The 25,249-nt window shown below is 60.2% G+C and carries 24 protein-coding genes, 1 tRNA gene and 4 pseudogenes; 20 read left to right on the forward strand and 9 right to left on the reverse strand.

The genetic code is table 11. The annotated features are described in order from the left end of the window. The 4 genes and pseudogenes from EOS_RS08805 to EOS_RS49165 all read left to right on the forward strand — a co-directional run. The coding region (locus tag EOS_RS08805; protein WP_047846243.1) for a SelB domain-containing protein at positions 1 to 1,239 on the forward strand (1,239 nt) is incomplete at its 5' end. Positions 1,240 to 1,294: 55 nt separating this feature from the next. Next, positions 1,295 to 1,390: transfer RNA gene (locus EOS_RS08810), tRNA-Sec, on the forward strand. A 164-nt stretch (positions 1,391 to 1,554) separates the two neighbouring features. After that, complete coding sequence (locus tag EOS_RS47955) at positions 1,555 to 1,959, forward strand: Arm DNA-binding domain-containing protein (protein ID WP_235442745.1); 405 nt, start codon at positions 1,555 to 1,557, stop codon at positions 1,957 to 1,959. Continuing rightward, a pseudogene (locus EOS_RS49165) lies at positions 1,956 to 2,090 on the forward strand (phage integrase central domain-containing protein); the annotation flags it as partial. The gene EOS_RS47955 and the pseudogene EOS_RS49165, both read left to right, overlap by 4 nt. Before the next feature lie 29 nt (positions 2,091 to 2,119). Here the strand turns inward: EOS_RS49165 and EOS_RS08820 are convergent. Then, a pseudogene (locus tag EOS_RS08820) lies at positions 2,120 to 2,731 on the reverse strand (phage integrase family protein); the annotation flags it as partial. Between the two features lie 202 nt (positions 2,732 to 2,933). On the opposite strand from EOS_RS08820, the gene EOS_RS08825 reads away from it, so the two are divergent. Genes EOS_RS08825 through EOS_RS08835 form a run of 3 tightly spaced genes read left to right on the forward strand, consistent with a single transcriptional unit; the run spans position 2,934 to position 5,838 of the window. Continuing rightward, positions 2,934 to 3,899, forward strand: a complete 966-nt coding sequence (locus EOS_RS08825; RefSeq protein ID WP_053063805.1) for a tyrosine-type recombinase/integrase — start codon at positions 2,934 to 2,936, stop codon at positions 3,897 to 3,899. Next, positions 3,896 to 4,837, forward strand: coding sequence for a tyrosine-type recombinase/integrase (locus EOS_RS08830; RefSeq protein ID WP_053063806.1), 942 nt, complete (start codon positions 3,896 to 3,898; stop codon positions 4,835 to 4,837). The genes EOS_RS08825 and EOS_RS08830 overlap by 4 nt, the downstream gene beginning before the upstream one ends. Then, positions 4,834 to 5,838, forward strand: coding sequence for a tyrosine-type recombinase/integrase (locus tag EOS_RS08835; RefSeq protein WP_047846244.1), 1,005 nt, complete (start codon positions 4,834 to 4,836; stop codon positions 5,836 to 5,838). Before EOS_RS08830 ends, EOS_RS08835 begins: the two co-directional genes overlap by 4 nt. 108 nt (positions 5,839 to 5,946) lie before the next feature. Here the strand turns inward: EOS_RS08835 and EOS_RS44260 are convergent. Further along, positions 5,947 to 6,221: pseudogene (locus EOS_RS44260) on the reverse strand (Tn3 family transposase); the annotation flags it as partial. A 145-nt stretch (positions 6,222 to 6,366) separates the two neighbouring features. Then, positions 6,367 to 6,846: an Lrp/AsnC family transcriptional regulator gene (locus EOS_RS08840; protein ID WP_047846245.1), complete on the reverse strand. Its 480-nt coding sequence runs from the start codon at positions 6,844 to 6,846 to the stop codon at positions 6,367 to 6,369. Positions 6,847 to 6,971: 125 nt separating this feature from the next. Between EOS_RS08840 and EOS_RS08845 the strand changes: the two genes are divergently transcribed. From EOS_RS08845 to EOS_RS08870, 6 genes and pseudogenes are all read left to right on the forward strand, one after another. After that, positions 6,972 to 8,102, forward strand: a complete 1,131-nt coding sequence (locus EOS_RS08845; RefSeq protein ID WP_047846246.1) for a branched-chain amino acid ABC transporter substrate-binding protein — start codon at positions 6,972 to 6,974, stop codon at positions 8,100 to 8,102. Beyond that, positions 8,099 to 8,644 (forward strand): peptide deformylase, encoded by a 546-nt coding sequence (locus tag EOS_RS47960; protein ID WP_047846247.1) that lies wholly within the window; start codon positions 8,099 to 8,101, stop codon positions 8,642 to 8,644. The genes EOS_RS08845 and EOS_RS47960 overlap by 4 nt, the downstream gene beginning before the upstream one ends. 9 nt (positions 8,645 to 8,653) lie before the next feature. Continuing rightward, positions 8,654 to 9,595, forward strand: coding sequence for an aminotransferase class IV (locus tag EOS_RS47965; RefSeq protein ID WP_047846248.1), 942 nt, complete (start codon positions 8,654 to 8,656; stop codon positions 9,593 to 9,595). Then, positions 9,588 to 10,778, forward strand: coding sequence for a glycine C-acetyltransferase (locus tag EOS_RS08860; protein WP_047846249.1), 1,191 nt, complete (start codon positions 9,588 to 9,590; stop codon positions 10,776 to 10,778). Before EOS_RS47965 ends, EOS_RS08860 begins: the two co-directional genes overlap by 8 nt. Before the next feature lie 36 nt (positions 10,779 to 10,814). Further along, positions 10,815 to 12,380: a threonine ammonia-lyase, biosynthetic gene (ilvA, locus tag EOS_RS08865; RefSeq protein ID WP_268760302.1), complete on the forward strand. Its 1,566-nt coding sequence runs from the start codon at positions 10,815 to 10,817 to the stop codon at positions 12,378 to 12,380. A 170-nt stretch (positions 12,381 to 12,550) separates the two neighbouring features. Then, positions 12,551 to 13,342, forward strand: a pseudogene (locus EOS_RS08870) (phage integrase family protein); the annotation flags it as partial. Here EOS_RS08870 and EOS_RS08875 read toward each other — a convergent pair. From EOS_RS08875 to EOS_RS08900, 6 genes are all read right to left on the reverse strand, one after another. Next, positions 13,277 to 13,951 (reverse strand): nucleotidyl transferase AbiEii/AbiGii toxin family protein, encoded by a 675-nt coding sequence (locus tag EOS_RS08875; RefSeq protein WP_082163272.1) that lies wholly within the window; start codon positions 13,949 to 13,951, stop codon positions 13,277 to 13,279. The pseudogene EOS_RS08870 and the gene EOS_RS08875 overlap by 66 nt on opposite strands. Continuing rightward, on the reverse strand, positions 13,951 to 14,613 hold the full coding sequence (locus EOS_RS08880; RefSeq protein ID WP_047846266.1) for a DUF6088 family protein: 663 nt from the start codon (positions 14,611 to 14,613) through the stop codon (positions 13,951 to 13,953). Before EOS_RS08880 ends, EOS_RS08875 begins: the two co-directional genes overlap by 1 nt. Before the next feature lie 237 nt (positions 14,614 to 14,850). After that, complete coding sequence (locus EOS_RS08885; protein WP_047846251.1) at positions 14,851 to 15,834, reverse strand: ABC transporter permease; 984 nt, start codon at positions 15,832 to 15,834, stop codon at positions 14,851 to 14,853. After that, complete coding sequence (locus tag EOS_RS08890) at positions 15,827 to 16,855, reverse strand: ABC transporter permease (protein ID WP_047846252.1); 1,029 nt, start codon at positions 16,853 to 16,855, stop codon at positions 15,827 to 15,829. Before EOS_RS08890 ends, EOS_RS08885 begins: the two co-directional genes overlap by 8 nt. Continuing rightward, the gene (locus EOS_RS08895; protein ID WP_047846253.1) at positions 16,852 to 18,390 is read right to left on the reverse strand and encodes a sugar ABC transporter ATP-binding protein; all 1,539 of its coding nucleotides are present in this window, start codon (positions 18,388 to 18,390) and stop codon (positions 16,852 to 16,854) included. The genes EOS_RS08890 and EOS_RS08895 overlap by 4 nt, the downstream gene beginning before the upstream one ends. After that, positions 18,380 to 19,375: a sugar ABC transporter substrate-binding protein gene (locus EOS_RS08900; protein ID WP_047846254.1), complete on the reverse strand. Its 996-nt coding sequence runs from the start codon at positions 19,373 to 19,375 to the stop codon at positions 18,380 to 18,382. The genes EOS_RS08895 and EOS_RS08900 overlap by 11 nt, the downstream gene beginning before the upstream one ends. A gap of 373 nt (positions 19,376 to 19,748) precedes the next feature. Here EOS_RS08900 and EOS_RS08905 point away from each other — a divergent pair, with 373 nt between their 5' ends. From EOS_RS08905 to EOS_RS08935, 7 genes are all read left to right on the forward strand, one after another. Next, complete coding sequence (locus tag EOS_RS08905; RefSeq protein ID WP_047846255.1) at positions 19,749 to 20,567, forward strand: ABC transporter substrate-binding protein; 819 nt, start codon at positions 19,749 to 19,751, stop codon at positions 20,565 to 20,567. A gap of 94 nt (positions 20,568 to 20,661) precedes the next feature. Next, the gene (locus EOS_RS08910; protein ID WP_047846256.1) at positions 20,662 to 21,387 is read left to right on the forward strand and encodes an amino acid ABC transporter permease; all 726 of its coding nucleotides are present in this window, start codon (positions 20,662 to 20,664) and stop codon (positions 21,385 to 21,387) included. Next, a complete protein-coding gene (locus tag EOS_RS08915; protein WP_047846267.1) occupies positions 21,384 to 22,121 on the forward strand; it encodes an amino acid ABC transporter permease in 738 nt (245 codons plus the stop codon). The genes EOS_RS08910 and EOS_RS08915 overlap by 4 nt, the downstream gene beginning before the upstream one ends. Positions 22,122 to 22,371: 250 nt before the next feature. Next, complete coding sequence (locus EOS_RS08920) at positions 22,372 to 22,848, forward strand: rhodanese-like domain-containing protein (protein ID WP_047846257.1); 477 nt, start codon at positions 22,372 to 22,374, stop codon at positions 22,846 to 22,848. A 38-nt stretch (positions 22,849 to 22,886) separates the two neighbouring features. After that, a complete protein-coding gene (gene epsC, locus EOS_RS08925; protein WP_047846258.1) occupies positions 22,887 to 23,816 on the forward strand; it encodes a serine O-acetyltransferase EpsC in 930 nt (309 codons plus the stop codon). After that, positions 23,813 to 24,043, forward strand: a complete 231-nt coding sequence (locus EOS_RS08930; protein WP_047846259.1) for a helix-turn-helix domain-containing protein — start codon at positions 23,813 to 23,815, stop codon at positions 24,041 to 24,043. Before epsC ends, EOS_RS08930 begins: the two co-directional genes overlap by 4 nt. Positions 24,044 to 24,157: 114 nt before the next feature. Next, entirely contained in the window at positions 24,158 to 25,090 is a 933-nt protein-coding gene (locus EOS_RS08935) for a family 2A encapsulin nanocompartment shell protein (RefSeq protein WP_047846260.1), read from the forward strand. Positions 25,091 to 25,249: the final 159 nt, after the last annotated feature.

Here is a 25,249-nt window from a genome sequence, read left to right on the forward strand (position 1 = left end):
ATCCACGCGCAGAACCGCGCTGCGCCAAGCGGCCGCGCGGGCGAGCGCTGCGCGCTGAATCTTGCAGGCATCGAGAAGGATGCGATCGATCGCGGCGACTGGATCGTCGATCCGCGGCTGGCACGGGCGTCGGAACGTATCGATGCAACGCTTTCCTTGTTGCCCGACGCCGCCGTGACCTTGCAGCATTGGGCGCCACTGCATGTGCATCTGGGAACCCAGCATCAGGTCGCGCACGTGGCGTTGCTCGATGGAGAGTCGCTGGGTTCAGGCCAGACTGCGCGTGCCCAGCTCGTGTTTGAACGGCCGCTGTGTGCGGTGCCGGGCGACCGGTTTATCGTGAGAAACGCACAGGCGAACCGGACGATAGGCGGTGGCCACGTGCTCGATCCATTCGGCCCCGCGCGCAAACGGCGTACGCCTGAGCGGCTGGCCTGGCTCGATGCCATGCAGACGATGCTCGACACTGGCGCGCTCGATGCCTTGCTCGACCGTGCGCCGAATGGCCTTTTGCGCTCGTTGCTGGAGCATCTGAGCGGTTTGCCGGCAGCGGCGCAGCTTCCCGCTGACACGCATGTGGTCACGTTATCCGGTGACGATGCCTTGCTGGTCGCCGGCACCGCATGGCGCGCGCTGAGCGCTCGACTGATCGCGACGCTGGAGCAATTCCACGCGCGCTCGCCCGATGAACAAGGTCCGGACTCGTCGCGCTTGCGGCGCATGGTCGCACCGTTGGTGGACGATGCGTTGTGGCGTGCACTCATCGACGACACGTCCTCACGCGGAGGCATTGTCAGAAGCGGGCCTTGGCTGCATCTGCCCGGCCACGCGGTCACGCTCGACGATGCGGAGCAAGCGCTTGCCGGTGTCTTGCTGCCGGTCGTTAAAACCGGCCGCTTCGACCCTCCGTGGATTCGCGATCTGGCGGCTGCGCACGGCTTGCCCGAGGAGCGTGTGCGGAAGTTGATGCGCAAGCTTGCGCGCCAGGGTGAGGTATTTCAGGTCGTACGCGATCTTTTCTATCATCGCGAGGCGATTCGCGAACTGGCGGCCATAGCGGCTCTCGAAGCGCGTAAGAACGACGGCAAAATCGCCGCCGCGCCTTTCCGCGATGTCACGGCGCTTGGCCGCAAACGCGCGATCCAGGTTTTGGAATTCTTCGATCGTGTTGGGTATACTCGCTTTCACCGTGACCTGCATGTGATGCGCACGGACAGTCGCTGGCTGGATCTGCTCTGATCGGATCAACGGCGGTAAGTAGTTAGTGGTATTTAGTGGTAGGTAGTTAATCGCAGGAAGGCATCCGTATCCGGTGGTGCGGCTGGGCTTCAAACCCAGTTGAGGGCGTCAGACGCTCTCAGGTAGGTTCGACTCCTGCTGCCTTCCGCCAGGCAAGGCTTCCCGGGGATTCCCGGATTCTCCCGAAAACACTCATAAACTGCTGATTCCACGGGGATTTGTGGGTAACAACGTGCTTGCTCCATCCCGGGTCTTCCCGCACAATTTTTCCACGATGTATGGGTAGGAATGTGGGTTTGTGGGTAGGAGGGAGTCATGTCGGGACGACAGTTGCACCGGCTCAGCGCGCTGCGGGTGGCGAAGGAGGTCGCGCCGGGTCATTACGCCGATGGTGGTGGGCTGTATCTGCAGATCGCGGACAGCGGCGCGCGCTCATGGGTCTTCCGGTTCAGGCTGGGCGGGCGTATGCGCGAGATGGGGCTTGGCCCGCTGTCGCGGGTTTCGCTCGGCGAGGCACGGAAACTGGCTACCGGGTACCGACAGATGGTCAGGGACCAGGTTGATCCGATACACGCGCGTCGGGAGCAGCAGCGCCAGCAGCTCCTTGAAACTGCTGCGGACGCCGTGGTGACATTCCGCGAGGCGGCCGAGGCGTTCTCCAGGCCCGGGAGCCGAACTGGAAGAACCGCAAGCACATCCAGCAGTGGCGTAACACATTGAAGACCTACGCGTACCCTGTGATCGGCGACGTCGAGGTGCGCGACATCGACACTGCGATGATTGTGCGGATACTCCAACCGGTCTGGATGAAAAAGGCAGAAACTGCGCGCCGCGTTCGCGGTCGCATCAAGGCCATTCTCGATGCGCAGACCGTGCTTGGCCATCGTACCGGCAGCAATCCCGCACGATATGTAGACCATCTCGATCTCGTGTTGCCGAGGTCGAAGAAGCGCCAGGATGAGGACGAGCGTGGCCGTGGCGGCCCGACCCAGCGCTCGCGCGGCGTTGGCCGGCGCAGGAAGCTCCGGTAGGCAATCGCGTCTTCGGTGGTGAGTGACGACAGGGCCCGTTCGCGGTCGACGATCGCCCAAAGGATCAGCCGCTCGGCTTCCTTCCGATAGGCGCGCTGCGTGGCCGCCGATTCGTGCAGGGTCAGCCAAGCCTGCACGGCTTCGTAGTCGTTGCTTGCGTTGAGCGCGCAGGTTTGCCGCGGCGCGCGAAAGGCACCCATTGAACCATCCACCTCGTACGGCAGTCGCAAGTTATCCCACGGCACGACGGCGCCACGATCGGCAACAGCAATCAACGCCCGGGCGCGCTCGGTCAGGGCCTGATGCATGGCAAAAAAGGCCTCCACCTGCCGCGCGCTCACCGGGCCAAGCCCCGGCACCGCCTTCCACCACTGGCGCCGACGGGGTACACGTACGGTTAGGTCGGCCAGCGTCTGGATACCGCAGGCGCGCATCGCATTCACGGTCCGCGAGGAGAACCATGAGGGTCGGCCGGGATTCGATAATATCTGAAGCTTAAGATATTAACGATTACCCTCAACGGGAAATTAGGCGAAGCCCCATGTAGACGGCGGCGGCACCGCCGTTTTCAAGCGGGATCACGCGAGATGAGTTGTGTTGCAATGGTTCGCATAATGTTCTGAACTTTTCCTACCGGCCGTGGTGGCCGGTAAGGAGAAGATCATGGCACAGTCTGAACTGACGTGCGGCAAGCAACGTACTGAGACGCGCACACGTTCGATTACGTGCGCGGCCGAATTCCTCAACGAGTTTGACGCGTATCTGGGCGCCGTCAAGGGCCTCGCAGAGGGCACCCGCCGGAAGTACGGCCGGTTTGTCCGAGGCTTCCTGGACGTCTGGTGCAGCGACGACCCACCGAATTGGCAAGACCTGTCAATCGAAGATCTCCGCGGATATCTGCACCGCGAACTTTCGAGCAAGAGGCGCCGACCATCGAATTCACCAATCGTCGCGCTGCGCGCGATGCTGCGGTTTCTCACCGTGATGGGTCTTGTGCCGTCCGGTCTCGAGGAAGCACTGCCTCGAATCCGGAGATGGCGTCACGCGACGCTTCCAGCCAGCCTGACGAACGATGATGTGGAACGGCTCATCAAGTGCGGAGGCGACGCTGCTACGTTTCAGCCGCTGCGGAACACAGCAATCATATTGTTGCTCGCCAGGACCGGGATGCGGGCTGCTGAAGTCATGCATCTCAGTCTGGATGACGTGGACTGGGCCGACGGCATCATTCATATCCGAGGTGCGAAGTCCCGCCGTGACCGGGACCTGCCGCTCCTCCGCGACGTCGGGCGTGCATTGCTCGCTTACATCAAACGAGAACGGCCTCCGTCGTCATACAGGACGATCTTCCTGCAGGCGCTACCGCCGGCCCGACCATTCACAGACTCTAGCGCAATTTCGAGGATCGTCCGCCGGGCGCTGAATCGTGCAGGTATTGCCCCCGCACGCGGTGCTGCACATCTCTTACGCCATGCCGCGGCAACAACCATGCTGACGCGTGGCATGAGCTTCAAGAACATCGCCGATGTGTTGGGTCATCAGTCCCTGCAGTCCACCGCCACCTATGCAAAGCTCGACATGCCTTCGCTGGCGCGCATCGCCATGCCTTGGCCGGGAGACAGATCATGAACGGTGAGGAACTTCGGGATCTGCTGATCCGTTATGTCGAACACCGCAAGCTGCTGGGTTACCGGTATACCCATGGCGGGGTCCTCACACGCTTCGTGCAAGACCATGCCATCGAGCATCCAGGCGAATCAATCAAAGCCAAGGAGGTGCTCGAATGGGTCACGCGGGGTCACCGTGCTCCGCCAACCCAGGTGGCTATTCTTAGTGCACTGCGGGGATTTCTACGCTTCGTAAAGGCTATCGATCCGGCAACCTCAGTCCCCGACAATCATCTGCTGCCATCCCCACGTCGCAATCCCCCGTACATTCTGAACGAGGAACAATTGCAATCGATCCTGCACGCAGCAGCGACGGCGCTACCGAAAGGAGGGTTGCGCGCCGACGCTTATGTCGCGGTACTGGGGCTGCTTGCCAGTTCCGGGCTACGCGTCAGCGAAGCATTGCACCTCAAGGAACGCGACGTGCACTTGCGGAATGAGCCGCCCCGTGTTGTTCTACGCGAAACCAAATTCAAGAAGTCCCGCATCGTAGCTTTGCACCCGACAACCGCTGTTCACCTCCAGCAGTATGCCGATCGGCGGGAGCACAAATGTCACGCAAGGCGAGCACCGTTGTTCTTCGTCACAGATTTCGGACAAGCCCTCGATTACGACACCCTGTCGCGGTGGTTCTCATGTGCGACGGCGAAGCTCGGATTGCATCTACCCGATGGGCGGCGACCGACCTTGCATTCCTTGCGGCACTCGTTCGCCGTTCGTCGCCTAACGCAATGGTACGAAGATGGGGCATCGGCCGCCGAACTCGCTCCGACGCTCTCCGTCTATCTTGGTCACGTCAGTCCCAGAGAGAGCTACTGGTACGTCTCGTCAACTCCTGAGCTACTGGGCATCGTCTCGAACCGATTCGCCGCATTCTGCGGCGTGGGAGGCCAATCATGAAGAATACCGATACCCTTGTCGGGCCACTGCTTCAGGAATTCTTCCTCAAGCATCTGATGACCCATCGAAACGTCAGTCCCCAAACGCTCTGGAGTTACCGCGATGCGTTTCGCCTCCTGCTTCAGTTCATCGACACGACGATGCATATCGAACCGGTGGCACTCAGTCTTACTCACCTCAGCGCCGCAGTAATTTTGGCCTTCCTCGACAGTCTTGAAAAGGAGCGCAACAATGCAGTACGTTCTCGCAACGCCAGATTGGCGGCCGTTCGCTCTTTCTTTCGCTGGGTCGCCATCTCCAGGCCGGATTTTGCAGGGCTGTCAACGTCCATATTAGCGATCCCGACCAAACGGACCGATCGCCGTCTGATTTGCGCATTGTCGCGGCCTGAAATTGATGCGATCTTGGGAGCTCCTGACCTCTCGACGCCGTGCGGACGACGTGATCATGCGATGCTGCTGACGATGTATAACACTGGCGCACGAGTTTCAGAAATTACGGCAATGGCATGCAGCCAGGTCGAACTGGGCGGTCACAGCAGCTTCGTGCATCTCCACGGCAAAGGTCGAAAGGAGCGATGTGTGCCACTCTGGGCCGCAACGGCAGATGCGCTCACGAAATGGATGCGCGAGCAGAATGCGGTGCCAACGTCGCTGTTGTTTACCAACTACCGCGGCGAGCAGCTGACCCGCAATGGCGTCGATTGCATTTTGAAGAAGGCAATCGCCGGCGGCGTGAATTCCTGCCCGAGTCTGTCAAAAAAACACATATCGCCTCACGTCGTAAGGCACGCGACGGCGACGCATCTGTTGCAGGCTGGCGTCGATATCAGTGTCATCGCATTATGGCTGGGCCATGAGTCGATTGACACGACGCACATCTACATGGAATCCAATCTTGCGCACAAGGAAGAAGCGTTAGGTCGATTGCAGCCCGCCGGACAACGCATGCCGCGTTTTCACGCAACCGACAAGGTCATGGCATTCCTCGAAACCCTCTGATTATGTGCACCGAAACGGCCGGGGTTTCGTGCTACAGACGGCTCCCTGGCTGTCGCTTCACCTAATTTCCAGTTGAGGGTAATCGTTAAAAATCCGCCACATCTCGACCTACGCTACTGATTTAAATGAAAAATCAATGGTCGGATCGAGCGACGGAGCGCGTCGTTGCAGATCCAGTAGATAGTCGCCGAGCCGGTTGATATGCTCACGCCGGCACGGGGATAAGGCCTTGAGCACGTCGACATCAATCGGATGTCGTTTTTCCTGCAAGTCCTTGAGAGCCGACGCGACATCCACTGGCCGTTGTAGAGCACGACCATGTTTGTGACGAGGTGGTTGTACTTGATCACCTTGTGCCGTTCGTGACGAATGTTTTCCGCGAGATTGTGCCTTCGCCGCCGAACATGGGTGGGCCAAATTGCGTTCTCTGAAGCCCGACTCAATACGCCCGCAGAAAGACGCACGACAGAAGGAGTCGTAGCGTGGCAGGAGTTGTGGAACCCTTAATTCAGATTTCATGACTAGCCGCTAGATATCGAGCGGCAACGATAGTCCCACCTTGACCTTCGACATCACGACCATGGTTTCGAAGTGGCGAATGTTCGGATTTTGTCTGAACACGCGCGTCGAGAATTCTTCATAGTGATCGATGTCGCGCATCGAGATCATCATGATAAAGTCCGCCCGTCCGGTGACGACGTAACACTGCATCACTTCAGGCAGTGAGTTGAGAAAGCGCTTGAATTCATCGAGCAGGTCAACACGCTCCCGTTCGACCTGAACCAGAACCAGCATCATCAGCGGCAAGCCGACCTTGTTCGGATCGACGATTGACACGTCCTGCTGAATGTACTTCTCGTCCCGTAACCGTTTGACCCGCCGCATGCACGCAGGCGGGCTCAGGCCGATTTCCGCGGCCAGCGACTGGTTGCTGATCTGATTGTCACGCTGGAGGATCGCGAGGATCCGCAAATCGAAATCATCCAGCGAATTGGCTTGAATAGTCATTGGATTTCCTAAAAGCCGAAGAAACGAAATTCTTCGATGCTTTTCCACTTGCATCATTTTTTGGATTTCGCAGCGCCGCCCTAGAATCGTAGCATCAATCAACGGTTCAGAAACGGGGGAAGAGCATGCGAACAAGGCACCTTTTATCCATCCTGACGCTATGCGCGTTGGCCGCGCCGGCATATGCGGAGGACACGATCGTGGTCGGCTTCGCCGGCGCACTCACTGGCGGGCAGGCCCATTACGGCAAGGATAGCGAGCGCGGCATCCGCCTCGCGCTCGAGGAAATCAATGCAAAGCACCCGACGATCGCGGGTAAGCCGGTCACGTTTGCACTCGATGCGCAGGACGACCAGGCTGATCCCAAGACCGCGACAACGGTCGCGCAACGCTTTATCGATCTGCACGTGAGCGCTGTCATCGGCCATCAGAACTCGGGCACGTCGATCGCCGTCGCCCGGCTTTATTCTGCGGCGAATATCGCGGAGCTGACGCCCTCGGCGACCAATCCGCAATTCACTCACCTCGGCTATCGAACGACCTTCCGGATGCTTGCCAACGATAGCTTCCTCGGTCAGGCCGTTTCGCGTTATGCCGTCGAGCAACTGCATGTGCGCCGCGTGGGCGTGATCGACGACCGCACGGCATATGGACAGGGAATCGCCGACGTGTTCGTCGACGACATCGGCAAGGCCGGCGTCACTGTTGCCGCGCGCGAATACACGACCGACAAGGCGTTCGACTTCGGTTCTTCGCTCACTCTGATCAAGGGCAAGCGGCCAGACGCTATCTTCTTCGGTGGCATGGACACCCAGGGCGGCTCGATGATCAGGCAAATGAAGAAGTATCAGATCGAGGCGCCGCTGATGGGTGGCGACGGTTTGTGCACCGAAGAAATCCAGAAACTTGCCGGCGATGCGCTCAACGGCAATCTCTATTGTGCAGACGGCGGCCGCAGCCTTGCGAAGATGCCAGGAGGTCCGGCCTTCGCGGCGCGCTTCAAGGCGAAGTACGGCGAGCCTGTGCAACTCTACGCACCGTATGCCTACGATGCGATGATGGCCATCTACCGTGCCGTCATGCAGGCGCAGTCGAGTGATCCGGCGAAGATCGTCGACGCGCTTCACGCGGTGGATTTTCAGGGCGTGACGGGCAGGGTCGCATTTGATGTGAACGGCGATCTGCAGAGCCCGGCAGCAACGATCTCCACCTTCAAGGCTGGCAACAAGGTGGCTCTGTCAGAGGTGGTGAAATGAATTCACGCATTCTTGCGGTCGGAACGGCGTCACTGCGCGAGATCGCGATGCCGATTGGTGACGTTCGCGATCCCGTCGTACTGGAACAAGCATGCGCGCTGACCGAAGCGATCAGGGCATTTCGCGAGGAGCATGGATTCGGTCGCGCGATCGCGGCGCCGCAGATCGGCATTGGCAAACGGATGATCGGCCTTGCACTCCCCGGCTGGCCGGAGGTGATCGTGAACCCTGAGATCGTCTGGCGCAGCGGGGAACGCATGACACTCTGGGACGATTGCATGTGTTTTCCTGAGATGCTCGTGAAGGTCGAGCGCTACGTGTCCGTGTCGATCCAGTACACGACACTCGACGGCTGCCTTCACGTAAAGGAGTCTCTGCCGCGTGAGCTGTCCGAGCTGATGCAACACGAGATCGATCACCTCGACGGCAAACTGTCTTTCGACCATGCGACCGGTTCCAACCCGTATGTGCACCGTAGTGTCTTCGAGGCCGATCTCGCCGCATTCGCCCGACTCGTCGACTATTTTCCTCACAAAATCTGAGAGCCCCGTATGCCTGTTCAAGATATCGGCCGCATCGACGGCCTTACCTATCCCACCGGCGTCGCGTATATGGCCGGCAAGTTCATGCCCATTTCGGAAGCACGCATCTCCGTGCTCGACTGGGGGCTCCTTCACTCTGACGTGACGTACGACACGGTGCATGTCTGGAAAGGAAAGTTTTTTCGCCTCGATTTACATATCGCGCGGTTTCGCCGATCGCTGGCCAAGCTGCGGCTGAACGTGCCATTCAGCGACGAGGCGCTGCGCGACATCCTGGTTGAATGCGTGAAGCGGTCCGGGCTGCGCGACGCGTACGTCGAAATGCTTTGCACTCGAGGAATCTCTCCGACCTTCAGTCGCGACCCGCGCGAGGCGATCAACCAGTTTGTCGCGTTTGCGGTGCCGTTCGGATCGGTTGCCAACGCGCGCCAATTGAAAGAAGGGCTACATCTGCATCTGATCGACGACGTGCGCCGAATTCCGGCGGAGTCGGTCGATCCGCAAATCAAGAACTACCATTGGCTCGATCTCGTGACCGCGTTGTTCAAAGGGTACGACGCCGGCGCGGAAAACGTGATCATCAAGTGCACGGACGGTAGTCTCGCCGAGGGTCCTGGATTCAATGTCTTCATCGTGTGCGACGGGGCGCTGCATACGCCGGACCACGGCGTCCTGCACGGCGTCACGCGCCAGACGGTCTTCGATCTCGCGGATGCAGCGGGTTTGCGCGCACATTCAGGCACGATCAGCGAAAGCCAGTTACGCAATGCGGACGAGGTATTCATCACGTCGACAGCCGGGGGCATCATGCCGGTGACGCGGCTCAACGGCACGATGATCGGCGACGGCGCGCCCGGACCGGTCACCCGCGCGCTGTTCGAAGCCTACTGGGCCAGGCACGATGATCCGGCCTGGAGCCTGACGGTCGATTACGGAGACCAGCATGCTTAGCAAGTCTATCGTTGAGCGGCTTCAGGAAAAGCATTATGCGCTCACGGTACAGGGTTCGGTCAAACGCGAGTTCGCGCTGACTTCGGCGCAGTCGGCTCATGTCATCGCGAGGCCAACCCCCGAATCGGCAGGCCGGCGTTATCTGAATCTCTGCTCGAACAACTACCTGGGCCTCGCCAACGATCCGCGTCTCATGGAGGCCGCCCGTGAAGCGATCGCGCGGTATGGTTTGGGCATGGCGTCGGTGCGCTTCATCAGTGGCACAAACGAATTGCACTGGACACTCGAATCAAAACTCGCGACCTTCATGGGCACTGAGGCGGCGTTGCTGTTTCCGTCCGCTTTCGATGCGAACGGTGCGCTATTCGAGACGCTGACCGCCGAAGGCGATACGGTCGTGTCCGACGAACTGAATCATGCAAGCATCATCGACGGTTTGCGACTCTGTCGCGCCACCCGGCATCGATATGCGAACCGCGACGTCGCCGAAGCCGATGACCGGTTGCGCCAAAGCGGCGCGCAGGGCGCGAGATGGGTCGTCACCGACGGCGTGTTTTCGATGGATGGGTTTCAGGCGCCGCTGAATGAACTTGGCGAGATTTGCAGCGCGTCGGACAGCATGCTGATCGTCGACGACTCGCATGGCATCGGCGTGATCGGCGAAACCGGCCGGGGCACGGCGCAATCGCAGCAGGCGCACGACGCCGTGGATCTGTACGTCGGCACGCTGGGCAAAGCGTTGGGCGGGGCAGCAGGCGGATTCGTCGCAGGCCCAACGCTTGCGATCGAAACGCTTCGTCAATTTGGTCGGCCCTACCTATTTTCAAATGCACTTATGCCAGCCATCGCCGCGGCGTCGATTCGCGCATTGGATATCGTTGCCAGTGGTGAAATCGACTTTGCACGTTTGCGGTCCATGAGCGACTATTTGCGTTCTGGCCTAGAAGCACAAGGCTATGACGTATTGCCTGGCACTCACCCGATTATCCCAGTAATGTTTCACGACGCTGTTCGTGCGGAATCTGTCGCAAGTTCGCTTGCTGACAAAGGTATCTTGGCAGCAGCTTTTTCGTTTCCAGTCGTACCGAGAGGAGCAGCTCGACTACGGCTCCAGTTGTCCCTCGCGTTGTCCGACTCCGACGTGGAGGACGTGTTGCTCGCGTTTAAGTCAATCCGCATTTGATTTTTCGTTTGCCAGCATTAAAGCTTATGCAATTCCATGTCCACAGCGCCTTTTCCGACACGGCATCTGCCTAACCTTATGACTAGCTATGACTATCTAAAGAAAATCTTGACGGCTCGCGTTTATGACGTGGCCCGGGAGACCGAGCTCGACCTCGCGCGTAACCTGTCTGCTCAACTGAGGAATTCCGTTTATCTGAAGCGCGAGGATAACCAACCGATCTTCTCATTCAAGCTACGCGGTGCTTACAACAAGATGGCGCATTTGCCAGCGGAAACGCTGGCGCGTGGGGTTATTACCGCTTCGGCAGGCAATCACGCCCAAGGCGTGGCACTGTCAGCCTCGCGGCTAGGTGCAAAGGCGGTAATTGTCGTGCCGGTGACTACGCCGCAGGTGAAGGTAGAAGCCGTTCGCGCACACGGCGGTCTCGCAATCGACGTATTGCAGGTCGGCGACTCTTATAGTGATGCCTACGCGTACGCGACGCAACTTGGGAAGGAGCGCGGTCTCACATTCATTCCAGCATTTGACGATCCATACGTGATTGCCGGTCAGGGCACAGTAGCCATGGAGATATTGAAGCAGCATCAGGGGCCGATTCACGCGATCTTTGTGCCGATTGGCGGTGGCAGCTTGGCATCCGGCATTGCTACGTACGTCAAGGCTGTCCGGCCCGAGATCAAAGTAATCGGCGTGCAGACCGAAGATTCGTGCGCGATGGCGCAATCGCTCAAAGTTGGCGAGCGCGTCACGTTGAACGAAGTTGGCTTGTTTTCGGACGGTACCGCCGTGAAGCTGGTCGGCGAGGAAACCTTCCGGCTGTGCCGCGAATACCTCGATGATGTGCTGATCGTGAATACCGACGCGCTGTGCGCGGCGATCAAGGACGTCTTCCAGGACACTCGCAGCGTGCTCGAACCCGCCGGCGCGCTAGCCGTAGCCGGAGCGAAGCAGTACGCAGAGCGTGAACGCATCGAGAACAAGACGCTGATAGCCGTCACCTCCGGCGCGAACATGAATTTCGACCGGATGCGCTTTGTGGCCGAGCGAGCGGAAGTTGGGGAGGCGCGCGAAGCGGTGTTCGCCGTGACGATTCCCGAGGAGCGCGGCAGCTTCAAACGTTTCTGCGAACTGATCGGCGCACGTAGCGTCACCGAATTCAACTATCGGATCGCCGATGCGAACTCCGCGTATATTTTCGTCGGTGTGCAGATCAGGCATCGCGGCGAATCGGCGGAAGTCGCGAACACATTCGAAACGCACGGCTTCGCCACCGTCGATGTGACCGGCAACGAACTGTCGAATCAGCACATCCGCTACATGGTCGGCGGCCGTTCACCGCTCGCGCATGAAGAGCGGCTGTTCCGCTTCGAATTTCCCGAGCGGACTGGTGCGCTGATGAAGTTTCTGTCGTCGATGGCGCCAAACTGGAATATAAGCCTGTTCCATTACCGCAATCAGGGCGCGGACTACAGTTCGATCCTCGTCGGTATCCAAGTACCCGGTGCGGAGAACGGCACGTTCGAGCGCTTCCTCGCGACGCTCGGCTATCCGCACAGGGAGGAGACCACCAATCCGATATACCGGATGTTCCTCACGTAGTTTGGTCACTTGCGATGTGGTACGGTGAGTAGAAGAGTCTTAGACCATATGTCCATTGCGATAACCCTTATTAGCGATAGGGCCACATTTATGGGCAAAACTCCCGTTTCGAGAAACGCGCCACACCTGACCGGCAGCTCCGCTACCATCCCGTTGCCTATAATCTCCGGATGCCGAACGTTCCGCCACCACCATCCTTTCCGGATACCGCGTCCCTGTCCGCGCTGCGCGCGTGGTATGCGGGCGTGGGCTCGCGCGAGGCGGTCGAGCGCTATTGTCCGCAGGTTCTCAAAGGCGGCCAGTCGGCGCGCGGCGTGATCGGCCGGATTCGCAGGCAGCTCGCCGGTTTCGCCCTTAGCTGGCATCGCGCCGATCTGGCCCGGCTGTTCCAGTGCGCGGTAGGCGAACGGACCCGTCACCGCAAAGCCGCGACCTGGGCGCTGGACATCCTGCCGACGCTTGCGGTCCCGCAACCGCAGGTGAGCGATCCGATCGGTGCCTGGCTGCCGTCTCGCGTCGTCCCCGTGCTGCATCAGCATGGCATCAAGACGCTGGCCGATTTGACGGTGCGCATCCCCCGTCGCCAGCGCTGGTGGCGCGCGATTCCCGGGCTCGGCGTGCGCAGCTCACGTCATATTGAAAGCTTCTTTGCCGCACATCCGGCGCTCACCGAACGCGCCCGCGCGCTGATCGTGGTGGCGACGCCGGAACCCGTGGTGCCGTGGGAAAACATTCGCGTGCCGCATGACGTCGACGGCTCGCGCGGTGCCTTCCGCGCGTCGAAGCGCATGTGCGTGCTCGAGGCCGATAACGACTATCAGGCGATCAGCGCCTGGCTCGAACGGCACGAGGCCGCTGAAACGCAGCGCGCCTATCGCCGGGAAGCGGAGCGACTGTTACTGTGGGCGATTGTCGAGCGCGGCAAGGCGCTGTCCTCGCTCACGAGCGAGGATGCGACCGCTTAGATTGAGCTCGGGGATATCGTCCGTGACATAGGGGCGAACGAGCGCTGGCAGATGAGGATCGAGTGCTGACTTTGCTCCGGATTCGATCCTCGCGACGGGCCGTACATATGCCCCGTCGCGAGGTTCGACCTCTGGATACCACACCAGCAGCGTCTGGCCATCCGGGTCGATCTCGATACGTCCTGTGCCGCCAGCATCCTGTGCAAGCTCGGCGGCTAGGGCCTCCCGGAGCGGGCCGGTGATATAGGCGTGACAGGCATCCCGGATATTGTCGAGCCTCGCTCTGCGTTGTTTCCCCGAGAGCACCTGCAATTCTTCGATGGATGCTGGTTCGTCCAGATCGTCCCGAAACACCGTGACGTCAATGTCTTCCGAGAAGCGCTGGATAAGCCCATAAGCTTTCGACAGGGACGTACCCCCTTTGAATAGCAACCTCGGGGCATCGGTGGGCAGGCGATGATAAAGCACATCAAGTGTCCAGCAGACCCAGAAGTCCTTTTCGATGTTGCCCACTGGCGTGCCGAGCCGATTGGCTGCGGTGAGCAAGAGGTCGAGCCGGTCACGAGGTGGTGCTGTGATGATCTGTCTGTAAGCGTCTGCGGTCACTACATGGCCTCCCTGTCAGATGGTTTAACGAGGTCACGCAGGAACGCCTGCATCCAGATCGGCAGCGCTGACCATCCGCCGCGCAGGTCGGTCCGGATTGCCTCGCCGTATTCCGGATCGGCCATGATCCGGCGAAGAACGTCGGCAGTGCGTGTCCGCTCCTGAGGATCGGACAGCACGTCCTGCATCCAGTGGAGAGCCTGCACCACGCGCATGGCCGGCCGGCCGGCCCAGAAGAGGCGGCTTGCCGCTGCTGGTTTGAAATGGATTTCCTGGTTGCCGAGTTTGACCGGCTTGAGGCGGGCGTCCGCGAGGACTTCAATGCGTGCCGGTACAGCGGTGGTCAGCCCGAGGTCGTTCGCGGCTGTCATGCCGTCGACTACGAAGCGGGCGTTGCCCCGACGCGTGACGGCACGGATGACTGCCCGATAATCAGGAACAGCTTCCCGCCCGGTCAGCCGGCTTTTTCTCGGTCGATCGTAGAGGCCACGGTCGATACGGCGCAACTCGCCGGAAGCGACAAGCCGCTGCAGCATCTTGTCGACCGCTGCGCGACTGCCGAGATGGGCGAAATCAGCCGGGGTCCAGACCGCATCCGGATCGGATGCGATGTATTCGAGGACCCGCGCGCGCAGTTCAGAGTCTTTCGGCAAAATTCTCATGTCCGAAGTATGCTTCATTTTTGGGACAATTTCAAAAAATGTCCGAAAAATGCCGAACTCTTCGGACGTCAAACATAATAGGGTCGAACTGATTTCATGGCGTTTTTCGTCTTTGGCGGTTGTGCGCCCGGTGATTGGCCGACGTCTGTGCAGCGGCGGTCACGCGCAGGGAATTTTTCCCTGGCCGTTTCTTGAGGCGCTTGGGGCCGCTGCGGCATGACACACGCCCTCGGACAATCACCGACGTGGTGAACTCAAGGTTCCGACTGCGAGCACGATGAAGATCAGAATTCCGATGGCGACCTGCTGCCAATAAAAGTTCCACCCGATAAGAAGCAGCCCGTTTGCCGCGAAGCCTAGCAACAGGACGCCCACCAGCGTTCCTGGCACGTTCGGACGGTGCGACGAAGAAAGCGTGGCGCCGATAAACGTGGCACCGATCGCATTGAGCAGGTAACCGTTGCCTGCGAGCGGCACATACGCCTTCACGTTCGACGACAGGATCAACCCGACGAACCCGGAACTCACCGCGCTTAACGCGAAGGCGAGGTACAGCAACGCGCGCACCGGTAGACCGGAGTAGCGCGCGACGCGTGCCTGGACGCCAAGCACGGTGATGCCGCGCCCGTGCCGTGAGCGCGCGAGCAGTAGGTGCAGGATGAAGGCAAGGGCCGCGACAAGATACAGGGGCAGTGCGACACCGAGGAGACGCCCATGGCCGAGCATAGAGAAAGCCTGCGGCAAGGCCTGGTTCAGGAGGTAAATGGGCTGTCCGCCATCGGTTGCGAGTTGCTGGATGCTCTGGCCTATGAACAGTGTGCCAAGCGTGGCGAGAAAGGGCTCCACGCCGAACGATGCAATCAGTACACCGTTGAACAACCCGACCGCGAGGGCCGTGCCAAGTGCCGCGACGACGGCGATCGGCAGGCCGACGCCTCGCGCCACGAGCGTCACGAATACGAGGCTTGCGAGATCGACGGCTGTACCGACCGAGAGATCCACTGCACCGAGCGACGCTACCACCGTCATGGCCAGCGCCACGATCGCAAGCGGAGCGACAGTGTTGAGCAGTACGCTGTCGATATTCGAGAACGTGGCGAATGCGGGAGCGAACACGGTGAAGAATGCGATTGCCGCGGCGAAGGCGAAGACCAGCGCATAGCGCGTCCAGCCGTTGATCGGGACGTTACGCGCGAAGGGGCGAAGAATGAGCTCACGCATGGCTGCTCTTCTCCAGGTTGCGTCGGCGCAGCAGTGCCGTGAGCGAGACGACAAACAGAATCAATGCACCTTCGACGCCGCTGATCCAGTAGCTTGAAACGTTGTCCAGCTGGAAGCCGTTCGCGACAAGGCCGAGGAACACAACGCTCAGCCAGGTGCCCGCCACGGTCGGCACGAGTCGTCGGGAGAACACGACACCAAGCAGCGCGGCAGCGATTACCGCGAGAAGATTCTCGCCGGCGCCGGGTGCGCTGCCGCTCAAAAGTGCGGTGGAGGCGAGGGCGGCGATGCCGGCCGACAGCCCGCACAATACATAGCTCGCCGCGACATAGCCTTCAGCCCTCAGTCCAGCCGCGCGGACCGCTGCCGGATGACTGCCCGACGCGTGAAGCCTCAGCCCGAATCGCGTAAAGTGCCCGAGCCAGACGAACATCAGGCCCACGCCGGCAAACGCATACGAGAGCCACGGAATGGCGAACGGGCCGTTGTCGAGAAGGGCCGTGAGCGTCGGTCCGGTCGCGGAAACGGTCGAGTTACGAGTCACGACCAACTCCAGCCCGGCCACGATGTTCATCGTGGTGAGCGTGGCGAGAAGGGGGAGCATGCGCAGTACGACAATCGCGAATGCATTGAACGCGCCGACCGTTGTACCGGCTGACAGCGTGAGCACGATCGCCGTCGGCGAAGCAAGACCGTTGGCAAGCGCGGTCGCATAAACGGCTGCACAGAAGCCGAGGTTCGCTGCAATCGAGAGATCGATGCCGCCGGCAATGCCGTTCGCGCCGCCACCGATCAAGACGAGCGTCAGGCCGAACGCGAGCGTACCGATCACCGCTGACTGCTGCATCACATTGGCGAGATTGCCTACTGTGAAGAAGAGTGGCGAGCTTGCCGCAAACACTGCCAGCACCATGAGAATCGCTAGAAGTGCGCCGCTTTGCAGCCACCATTGCGGCACTTTGAAGGATCTTGCCGGAGCGAGCACGTTGCCGCGCGATTGTTTGGTTTGAACTTGACTCATGCTTGCACCGCTTCACGATCGTGGGTTGAACTCGCACCTGCCGCGCTCGCCCAGCCCAGGATTTCCTGGTGGGTCGTCTCTTTCGAAATCAGTTCCTGCACGAGCGTCCCGCGCGCGAGGACGAGAATCCGGTCGGTGATTCCCTGCAATTCGATAAGGTCGGTAGAAAACAGCAGCACCGCCGCGCCCTGTGCGGCGAGTTCGTCAATGACCCGGTAGATCTCCGCTTTCGCGCGGATATCGATGCCTACGGTTGGCTCGTCGAGCAAGTACAGGTTCGCGCGCGTGCTAAGCCATTTCGCCAGGACGACCTTTTGCTGGTTACCGCCAGAGAGCTGACGCGCAGGCGCTTCGGTGCCCGGCGCGCGAACCTGCAGGTCGTCCATGCGTTGCTGCACCAGTTCCTTCTCGCGACGACGATCGATCATGAAATGCCGCACGAGACGCTTGAGGCTCGCGAGCGAGATGTTCTCGCGCACCGGCAAGTCCAGTGCGATGCCGTGCGCCCGCCTGTCCTCAGGCACGAAAGCGATGCCGCGGCGCACGGCATTGCGCGGATCGTCCGGCACGTACGCACAGCCATCCAGTTCGATATGCCCGCGCACGCCGGGTTCGAGTCCGAACAGGCTGCGCACGACGGCTTTGCCGCCGGAACCCAGCAGCCCCGTCACGCCGACAATCTCGCCGCGGCGCACGTCGAAGCTGACGTCTTCGAAGCGGGCGCCGGCACTCAGCCCGCAGACGTGCAACAGCGGCGCGCCGGTCCTCCGTGTCGAGACGGGTACAAGTGCGGCAGTGCTGCCGCCGATCATCGCGGCGACGAGCTGTTGCGGCGTTGAATCGGCCACCACGACCCTGGCTACGTCCCGGCCATCGCGAAGCACGGTCACGACGTCGCAGAGCGCTTCGATCTCGTCGAGATAGTGGGAAACATAGAGGATCGCAAGACCACGCTCGCGCAGCCGGCGAATGGCCGCGAACAATTGCTTGGCTTCATGACGCGCGAGTGCGGCAGTGGGTTCGTCGAAGACTAGCACGCGAGGTGCGCTGAGCAGCGCACGCGTGATCTGCACGAGTTGCTGCTCGGCCACGCTCAGCTCGGCTGTGAGCCGGGCCGGATCGATATCGACACCGAAATGCTCCCGCACGGCGGTACACGCGAAGCGGCGCATGCTGGCTGCGTCGAGAACCGGCAGCGGGCCGAAGGTGGGCTCGTTGCCGAGCAATAACGCTTCGGCCACGGTCAGGGTCGGTGCGAGCAAGCGCTCCTGGTGCACGATCTCGATTCCAAGCCGGCGCGCGTCGGAAGGGCTGTTGATCGAAACGGCCATGCCATCGAGAACCACCTCACCTTCGTCTGAACGGTGTATGCCGCCGAGGACCTTGATGAGGGTCGATTTCCCCGCACCGTTCTGACCGATCAGGCCATGCACTTGTCCAGGCGCCAGGTCGAGCGAGACGTGGCGCAATGCCGGGATCCCGTCGAACTGCTTGGAGATGGACCGCAGCTCGAGCAATCCACGCTCACTTGGCATTGACCTGGCCCAGCTTTGTCGCGGCCTCGGCGGCGTTCTCCTTGGTCACGAGGATCGCCGGCACGTAGGTGGCGGGCGGCAGCGAGCGATCGCCGGCGAGATAACGCGCGACGTTGTCGACCGCCGTCTTGCCGATCAGGTACGGTTGCTGGGCGACGACCGCGGCTGCGCTGGATTGCGGATTCTTCACCAGGGCGACGACGTCAGGGCTGCCATCGACCGCATACGTCTTGACTTCCGTGCGATGTGCCGCGTCCACCGCCTGCGTGGCGCCGATCTGCGGAACATCCCAGGCGGCCCAGATAGCCTGGACCGTGCCCTTCGGATACTTGTTCAGCAACTGGCTGATCTGCGCGTACGAGTCCTGGACCGTGTTCGGCAGTACGTCGCGCAACTCCGGCTGGATGATCTTGATCTTCGGATACCACTTGAGCACCGTGCGCAACTGGTCATAGCGCATGGCGACAACCGGCACGCCATAGAAGCCGTTGAAAACAAGGATGTTGCCTTCTCCATGCAGGTCGTTCACGAGCTTGAGCGCCAGTTGCTCGCCGATGAAGAAATTATCTGACGTGGTGACGTTGATGCTCGAGGGGCTGGCGGTATCGACGGTGAAGAGCGGGATGCCCGCCGCACGGATTTTCTGGAGCCATGGTTCGAGCACCGAGGCTGTGCCGAGTTGCTCGATGATCGCATCGGGCTTTTGCGCAATCAGCGTCTGGATCTGGGCGATCTGCTGCGCGTCCTTGCGCCCGCCGTCGAGCGCGATCGGCGTGCCGCCCAGGCGCTTCACCTCATCTATCTGTCCTTGATAGGCCTTCAGATCCCAGTAGTGTTCCGTGCCGGCCACCGTGATGCCGATACGTTTTCCTTTCAACGACAGGATCTCGTCCGGGGCCGGCGCAGCCAGCGCCACGCTTGCGAGTAGTCCGGCAAGCAGTCCGGCAAGCGCGCCGGCGAAGCCTCGGGAGATCGACTTTCGCATTACTGCGGGATTGGTCTTTCTGTGTCTGAAGTTATTGTTCTGCATGTCAAATGAGTCAGGGGTGGAGGGTTGATGGACTTAAACGCTAGCACGAAGACAGCGCTCGTCTAAGTCGTATTCAGGCTAAGGTTTTGAGAGGGGATGTGGAAAGCAAATTCGCGCCCGACAGGGGAGGATCGCAGCGGATGCTGTCATCCAGTCGCGGAAGTTGCGAGGGTGAAGGGGTTAAGCCGTCCCTGTGTTGATTATTCCGTCCGGCGCTTAGCACAACACGAATCGATGGTTCGTCATGGCCCGGTGCGCTGCTACATTTCCGGCTGTGATGCACCGCTTGTGTGCTCGCTCTATCTACAATTGCGCAGACCAACACATAATGAAAATCAAACTTCTCACCGCAGCTTTTATGGGGTCACTGCTGATCATGTCGAGCCTGGCGCACGCCGATCGCCTCGGCGATATCAAGAAGGCCGGCGTACTTCGGGTAGCCACTTTTGACAGCAATCCACCCTTTGGTTTCGTCGATCCGAAGGCCAACAAGATAGTTGGGCTGGACGTGGATTACGCGAAAGCGGTTGCCGACAAACTGGGTGTCAAACTTGAGATCCAACCGACCAACCCGGCCAACCGCATTGCATTTCTGACATCGAAGAAAGTGGATCTCGTTTTCGCGAACATCACTATCACCGACGAACGCAAGACGGAAGTCGATTTCAGCACGCCGTACTTCGCATCGGGCACGGAGTTCATCGCGAAGAAGGGCACGCTTAAGTCGCCGGAACAACTGAACGACCTGCGTATCGGTGCGGACAAAGGCACGACCAACGAACAACAGGTTCGTGCTCAGTTTCCGCGGGCGACAATCTTGGCTTATGACGACACGCCTTTTGCGTTCGCCGCGCTTCGAACGGGCAACGTCCAGGCGATCACGCAGGATGGTCCGAAACTCGTCGGCTTGCTCGCTAACGTGCCCGACCGCGACAAGTACGAAATCCCGGCTTTCACCATATCGAACGACTATGAAGGCGTGGGTGTTCCGAAGGGCGAACCGCGCCTGCTGAGTTTCGTCAATGACACGCTCAAAGGTCTCGAAGCAAACGGTACCGCGGGCCACATTTACGACCAGTGGTTCGGGCCGGCAAGCCGCGCACCATTGCCGCGTTTGTTCAAGATCGGCGACCCGCAGAAGAGCTGATCGCTACATGTTCGGTCAAGCCCAGTTCGACCGCGAACGGTCGAATCTGGCTTGGCATTTCAATCTCCCGTTCGTGTTTAGCTGAATGATTCCAATGAACGGATGGCTTGCGCCGAAGTACCTGATCTGGCTGCTTCGGGGCTTCGGCATGACGCTGGGATTGTCAGTGTCGGTCACTATCGCGGCGACGTTATGTGGTTGTCTGCTGGCACTTGCGCGCACTTCGCACGTGGCGCCCGTGCGCCGCGCCGCTGCACTCTATGTTCTGGTGTTTCGCAACTCGCCGCTGATCGTGCAATTGCTGTTCTGGTATTTCGGCGTGGCGACCCTCTTGCCCGAAGCGGTCATGACCTGGTTGAATACGCCGCATGCGGTGGATCTCGGCGTGTTGAAGCTATATTGGCCGTCGTTTGAATTCGTAGCCGGCTGGATCGGATTGACCTGCTATTCGACCACCTTCATTGGTGAGGAATTCCGCTCGGGGTTATCGGGCGTTCCAGCGGGGCAGCACAACGCGGCAGCCGCCCTCGGACTCACGCCGTTAGCCACATTCGTTCATGTGATCCTGCCGCAGGCGGTGCGCATCGCGACGCCTCCCTTGTTTGGGCAGTACATGAATATCGTCAAGAACTCGTCGCTGACCATGGCGATCGGGCTGGCTGAACTGTCGTACTCGTCGCGTCAGGTCGACACCGAGACCTTCAAGACGTTTCAGGCATTTGGTCTGGCAACGGCGCTGTACATACTGACCATCGCACTGCTGGAAGTGGCACTCGTCCTCGTCCAGTGCAGCGGCTCGCGAGCAGCGGTGCGCCGATGAACGACGCCTTTTCCGCCATCCTGTCCAATTTGCCGTACCTGCTCGTCGGCACGTTTCCCGATGGTCCGTTGGGTGGTGCGGCACTGACGCTGGTGATGGCCTCGATCTCCGCCGTGTCGTCCGCCATCTTCGGGCTGGCAGGCGGCATCGGACTTGCCATGACACGTGGCGTGAGCCACATGACCTTGCTCGCGGGAATCGGGTTCTTTCGCGCCATACCGGTGCTGATGCTGATTTTCTGGACGTTCTTCCTGTTGCCGGTGTTGCTTTATGTCGACGTGCCGGGTCTGGCGACCGTGGTTGCCGCGCTATCGCTGATCGGTGGCGCATACCTGTCGCATTCGGTTCATGCGGGCATCGAAGCAGTCGGGAGCGGGCAGCGCCAAGCGGCGCTGTCGCTGGGGCTGACGCGCTGGCAGGCGTTGCGTCATGTACTGCTGCCCCAGGCCATCCGCATCATGGCGCCGTCGTTCATTAACCAGTGGGTGTCGCTCGTCAAGGACACGTCGCTGGCCTACATCGTCGGCGTGCCGGAACTCGCGTTTCTTGCCAATCAGGTAAATAGCCGGCTCATGATCTATCCGGTGCAGATCTTCCTCCTCGTCGGTCTCGTCTATCTGATCCTGTGCACATCGCTCGACGCGTTGGCAACCCGTCTCTTGCTGGGCCACGCGCAAGGTGCTGAACCGCGGGCGGCAGCGCCTCCCGTGGCTGCCGTCCCGTCGCCGGATTGAGGCAAAACCGCGACCTTCAACCGGCACTGCCATCCTTTCAATAATTACATGAGAGTCGCACGCGCTTTGCAAGATCGATGTTCATCAAACGATTGTCGATGTGGCGAAGCCTTCTTTAGAAATACGTTTTTATTGGTTCTGCTTCTGCGCGGGCTCTTTCATAGTGTCAATTGATGGCTATAGACGGTTGCATTTCTCTGACAACTATCTCGCCTCGGGGAGTTTTCAAGTGACAGTACAAGGAGACGTCATGGCAGTTGAACTGGAAGAACGCGTAGTTCACGAATCTCACGCGGCATTGGAAGCGGCGCGCGCCGCAGCGGCAGCGAACCACCTGCCTTACGCGGGAGGCGTTTCACCTCGCGACGCGTTTGCGCTGCTCGAGTCAGGCTCAGCGGTGCTTGTGGATGTAAGAACGGCCGAAGAGCGCAAGTTCGTGGGTTATGTGCCCGGCAGCGTCCACGTGGCCTGGGCAACAGGTACTTCGCTCACGCGCAACCCGCGCTTTGTTCGCGAGCTGGAAGCAAAGACCGGCAAGGACGCTGTCGTGTTGCTGCTCTGCCGCAGCGGCAATCGTTCCGCACTTGCAGCGGAAGCTGCGACGAAAACCGGCTTTACTCAAGTGTTCAACGTGCTGGAAGGTTTCGAAGGGCGACTGGATTCGCAACAGCGGCGGGGCGTTCAGGACGGCTGGCGCTTTCAGGGTTTGCCGTGGATTCAGGATTGATCACACTCTAATGGCTTCATGCCGAAGGATCTCCGACTGTGGCCGCATTTGACATCGACGACATCGTCCAATCGCTCCAGACGGTGCGCCAGCAATGGCGCGAAGTGCAGAAGCGTTCGCTCGAACCGGGCGGGCGCGAACTACCGGCACGAGAGGCGCTGGCGAACATTGTAGAGACCTTGAAGGGCGTGCTCTTTCCGATGCGGCTTGGACCGCACGACCTGCGTCAGGAGAGCGAGAACTTCTACGTGGGTCATGCATTGGATTCAGCCTTGCATGGTCTTTTTGCCCAGGCGCAACTCGAATTGCAATACCGCGATCGTCATCTGTCGCGTGACGACGAAAACATCGCCACGCGTGCAGGCGTCGCGGTTCGGGCGTTCGCCGCAAGGCTTCCGGAGATCCGCACACTCCTTGATAGCGACGTGCTCGCGGCCTATCACGGCGATCCGGCAGCCGGCAGTGTGGATGAGGTGCTGCTCTGCTACCCCGGTGTTCTCGCCATGATTCATCACCGGCTGGCGCACGAGCTGTACAAGCTCGACCTTCGCCTGCTGGCGCGCATTGTGGCTGAACTGGCGCATGGTGAAACCGGCATCGACATTCATCCGGGCGCTCGAATAGGCAAAGGATTTTTTATCGATCACGGGACGGGCGTGGTGATTGGCGAGACCACGATCATTGGCGATCACGTGCGCGTATATCAGGCTGTCACGCTCGGCGCGAAACGTTTCCCCAGCAATGCAGAAGGCCATCTGGAGAAAGGACTGGCGCGGCATCCGATCGTAGAAGATGAAGTGGTGATCTATGCAGGCGCCACGATTCTCGGTCGTGTCACGCTCGGCCGGGGCGCAGTGATCGGTGGGAACGTGTGGCTGACCCACGACGTTGCGCCGGGCGCGAACGTCACGCAGGCCATCTCGCGCAATGAAGGCGTGCAACTGCGCGTTGCGGCGACCGTGTCATGACTGAAGTCGTCCGCAACTTCGGCGCAGCCGTCAGGCTTTTACGTGAGGCGCAGGCCTGGTCACAGGAACAGCTTGCCGAACACGCCGGCCTGAACCGCTCTTATATTGGCGAGATCGAACGCGGCAGGGTGACGGCCTCCATTATCACGGTACACAAACTCGCCCGTGCGCTCGACGTTCCCATGGCGGAGTTACTACAACCCGAGCCAGTGACTGGGCCAGGGTGATCATTTTTCTCGAATTGCCGTCTATAGCATGTTGAATGACCGCAGCCGTCGTCTTGATAATGACGTCTCCTGATAAGCATTCCCGTTTTTCTTCTATAGACTTCGGAGCTACACATGACGGCAACTGTGGGCGGCCAGACGGCGCTCGGCGATAACGCAGCACGGCAACTAGCCAATGCCACCAAGACCGTTCCCCAGCTATCGACTATTACGCCGCGATGGCTCACGCACTTGTTGCAATGGGTGCCTGTCGAAGCCGGTATCTACCGGCTGAACCAGGTCAAGAATCCCGAGGAAGTGAAGGCAGCGTGCACGCAACGTGAAGACGAAAGCGAACTGCCCCGGACCTTCGTCCCGTACGACGAAAACCCGCGCGAGTATTTTCTCAACGCGGTCAGCACGGTTCTCGATGTGCAGACCCGCGTGTCGGATCTTTATAGCAGTCCGCACGATCAGATCAAGGAACAACTGCGTCTGACGATCGAAACGATCAAGGAGTTGCAGGAAAGCCAGCTCATTAACAACCCCGACTACGGTCTGCTGGCGAATGTCGCCGACGAGCAGCGTGTGTTCCCGCTGACCGGTGCGCCGACCCCCGATGACCTCGATGAACTGCTGACGCGCGTTTGGAAAGAGCCCGCGTTTTTCCTGACTCATCCGCTGGCAATCGCGGCTTTCGGACGCGAATGCACGCGTCGCGGTGTGCCGCCGCCGACCGTGAGCCTGTTCGGTTCCCAGTTTCTCACTTGGCGTGGCATTCCGTTGATTCCATCGGACAAGGTTCCTGTTGCCGACGGTAAGACCAAGATCCTGTTGCTGCGCGTGGGCGACAAGCGTCAGGGCGTGGTTGGCTTGTTCCAGCCGGGCGTGGCAGGCGAGCAAGGGCCGGGATTGTCGGTGCGCTTCATGGGTATTAACAACCATGCGATTGCCTCGTACCTGATTTCGCTGTATTGCTCGCTTGCAGTGCACTCGCCGGACGCACTGGCGGTTCTGGATGACGTGGAGATCGCCAAGTACCATGACTATCCTGACACCTACAAGTAAGCCAGTGAGTAGCGCTTCGCTCCCTGATGAACCGCCGGGCGCAGCGCCTGCGGGCTTGCCTGACGTCGCCACGTTGTCGCGTATTGCGACTGCGTTCTTTTCCGCCGTGCCGGGCAGCGCTACGCCCGCGCTTGCCAGCCTCGGCAGCGGCAGTGGCGA

Origin of the sequence: Caballeronia mineralivorans PML1(12), assembly GCF_001028175.1 — a bacterium.
Classification (GTDB): domain Bacteria; phylum Pseudomonadota; class Gammaproteobacteria; order Burkholderiales; family Burkholderiaceae; genus Caballeronia; species Caballeronia mineralivorans.

What these genes read in the sequence shown, in the direction of transcription:
- EOS_RS08895 (WP_047846253.1), bottom strand. Translation starts at nt 18,390, where the DNA reads ATGCCAAGTGAGCGTGGATTGCTCGAGCTGCGGTCCATCTCCAAGCAG.
- EOS_RS47965 (WP_047846248.1), top strand. Translation starts at nt 8,654, where the DNA reads ATGCCTGTTCAAGATATCGGCCGCATCGACGGCCTTACCTATCCCACC.
- ilvA (WP_268760302.1), top strand. Translation starts at nt 10,815, where the DNA reads ATGTCCACAGCGCCTTTTCCGACACGGCATCTGCCTAACCTTATGACT.
- EOS_RS08890 (WP_047846252.1), bottom strand. Translation starts at nt 16,855, where the DNA reads ATGAGTCAAGTTCAAACCAAACAATCGCGCGGCAACGTGCTCGCTCCG.
- EOS_RS08860 (WP_047846249.1), top strand. Translation starts at nt 9,588, where the DNA reads ATGCTTAGCAAGTCTATCGTTGAGCGGCTTCAGGAAAAGCATTATGCG.
- EOS_RS08900 (WP_047846254.1), bottom strand. Translation starts at nt 19,375, where the DNA reads ATGCGAAAGTCGATCTCCCGAGGCTTCGCCGGCGCGCTTGCCGGACTG.
- EOS_RS08920 (WP_047846257.1), top strand. Translation starts at nt 22,372, where the DNA reads ATGGCAGTTGAACTGGAAGAACGCGTAGTTCACGAATCTCACGCGGCA.
- EOS_RS08830 (WP_053063806.1), top strand. Translation starts at nt 3,896, where the DNA reads ATGAACGGTGAGGAACTTCGGGATCTGCTGATCCGTTATGTCGAACAC.
- EOS_RS08880 (WP_047846266.1), bottom strand. Translation starts at nt 14,613, where the DNA reads ATGAGAATTTTGCCGAAAGACTCTGAACTGCGCGCGCGGGTCCTCGAA.
- EOS_RS08930 (WP_047846259.1), top strand. Translation starts at nt 23,813, where the DNA reads ATGACTGAAGTCGTCCGCAACTTCGGCGCAGCCGTCAGGCTTTTACGT.
- EOS_RS08910 (WP_047846256.1), top strand. Translation starts at nt 20,662, where the DNA reads ATGAACGGATGGCTTGCGCCGAAGTACCTGATCTGGCTGCTTCGGGGC.
- EOS_RS08845 (WP_047846246.1), top strand. Translation starts at nt 6,972, where the DNA reads ATGCGAACAAGGCACCTTTTATCCATCCTGACGCTATGCGCGTTGGCC.
- EOS_RS08885 (WP_047846251.1), bottom strand. Translation starts at nt 15,834, where the DNA reads ATGCGTGAGCTCATTCTTCGCCCCTTCGCGCGTAACGTCCCGATCAAC.
- EOS_RS08905 (WP_047846255.1), top strand. Translation starts at nt 19,749, where the DNA reads ATGAAAATCAAACTTCTCACCGCAGCTTTTATGGGGTCACTGCTGATC.
- EOS_RS08915 (WP_047846267.1), top strand. Translation starts at nt 21,384, where the DNA reads ATGAACGACGCCTTTTCCGCCATCCTGTCCAATTTGCCGTACCTGCTC.
- EOS_RS08835 (WP_047846244.1), top strand. Translation starts at nt 4,834, where the DNA reads ATGAAGAATACCGATACCCTTGTCGGGCCACTGCTTCAGGAATTCTTC.
- EOS_RS47955 (WP_235442745.1), top strand. Translation starts at nt 1,555, where the DNA reads ATGTCGGGACGACAGTTGCACCGGCTCAGCGCGCTGCGGGTGGCGAAG.
- EOS_RS08935 (WP_047846260.1), top strand. Translation starts at nt 24,158, where the DNA reads ATGACGGCAACTGTGGGCGGCCAGACGGCGCTCGGCGATAACGCAGCA.
- EOS_RS08840 (WP_047846245.1), bottom strand. Translation starts at nt 6,846, where the DNA reads ATGACTATTCAAGCCAATTCGCTGGATGATTTCGATTTGCGGATCCTC.
- EOS_RS47960 (WP_047846247.1), top strand. Translation starts at nt 8,099, where the DNA reads ATGAATTCACGCATTCTTGCGGTCGGAACGGCGTCACTGCGCGAGATC.
- EOS_RS08825 (WP_053063805.1), top strand. Translation starts at nt 2,934, where the DNA reads ATGGCACAGTCTGAACTGACGTGCGGCAAGCAACGTACTGAGACGCGC.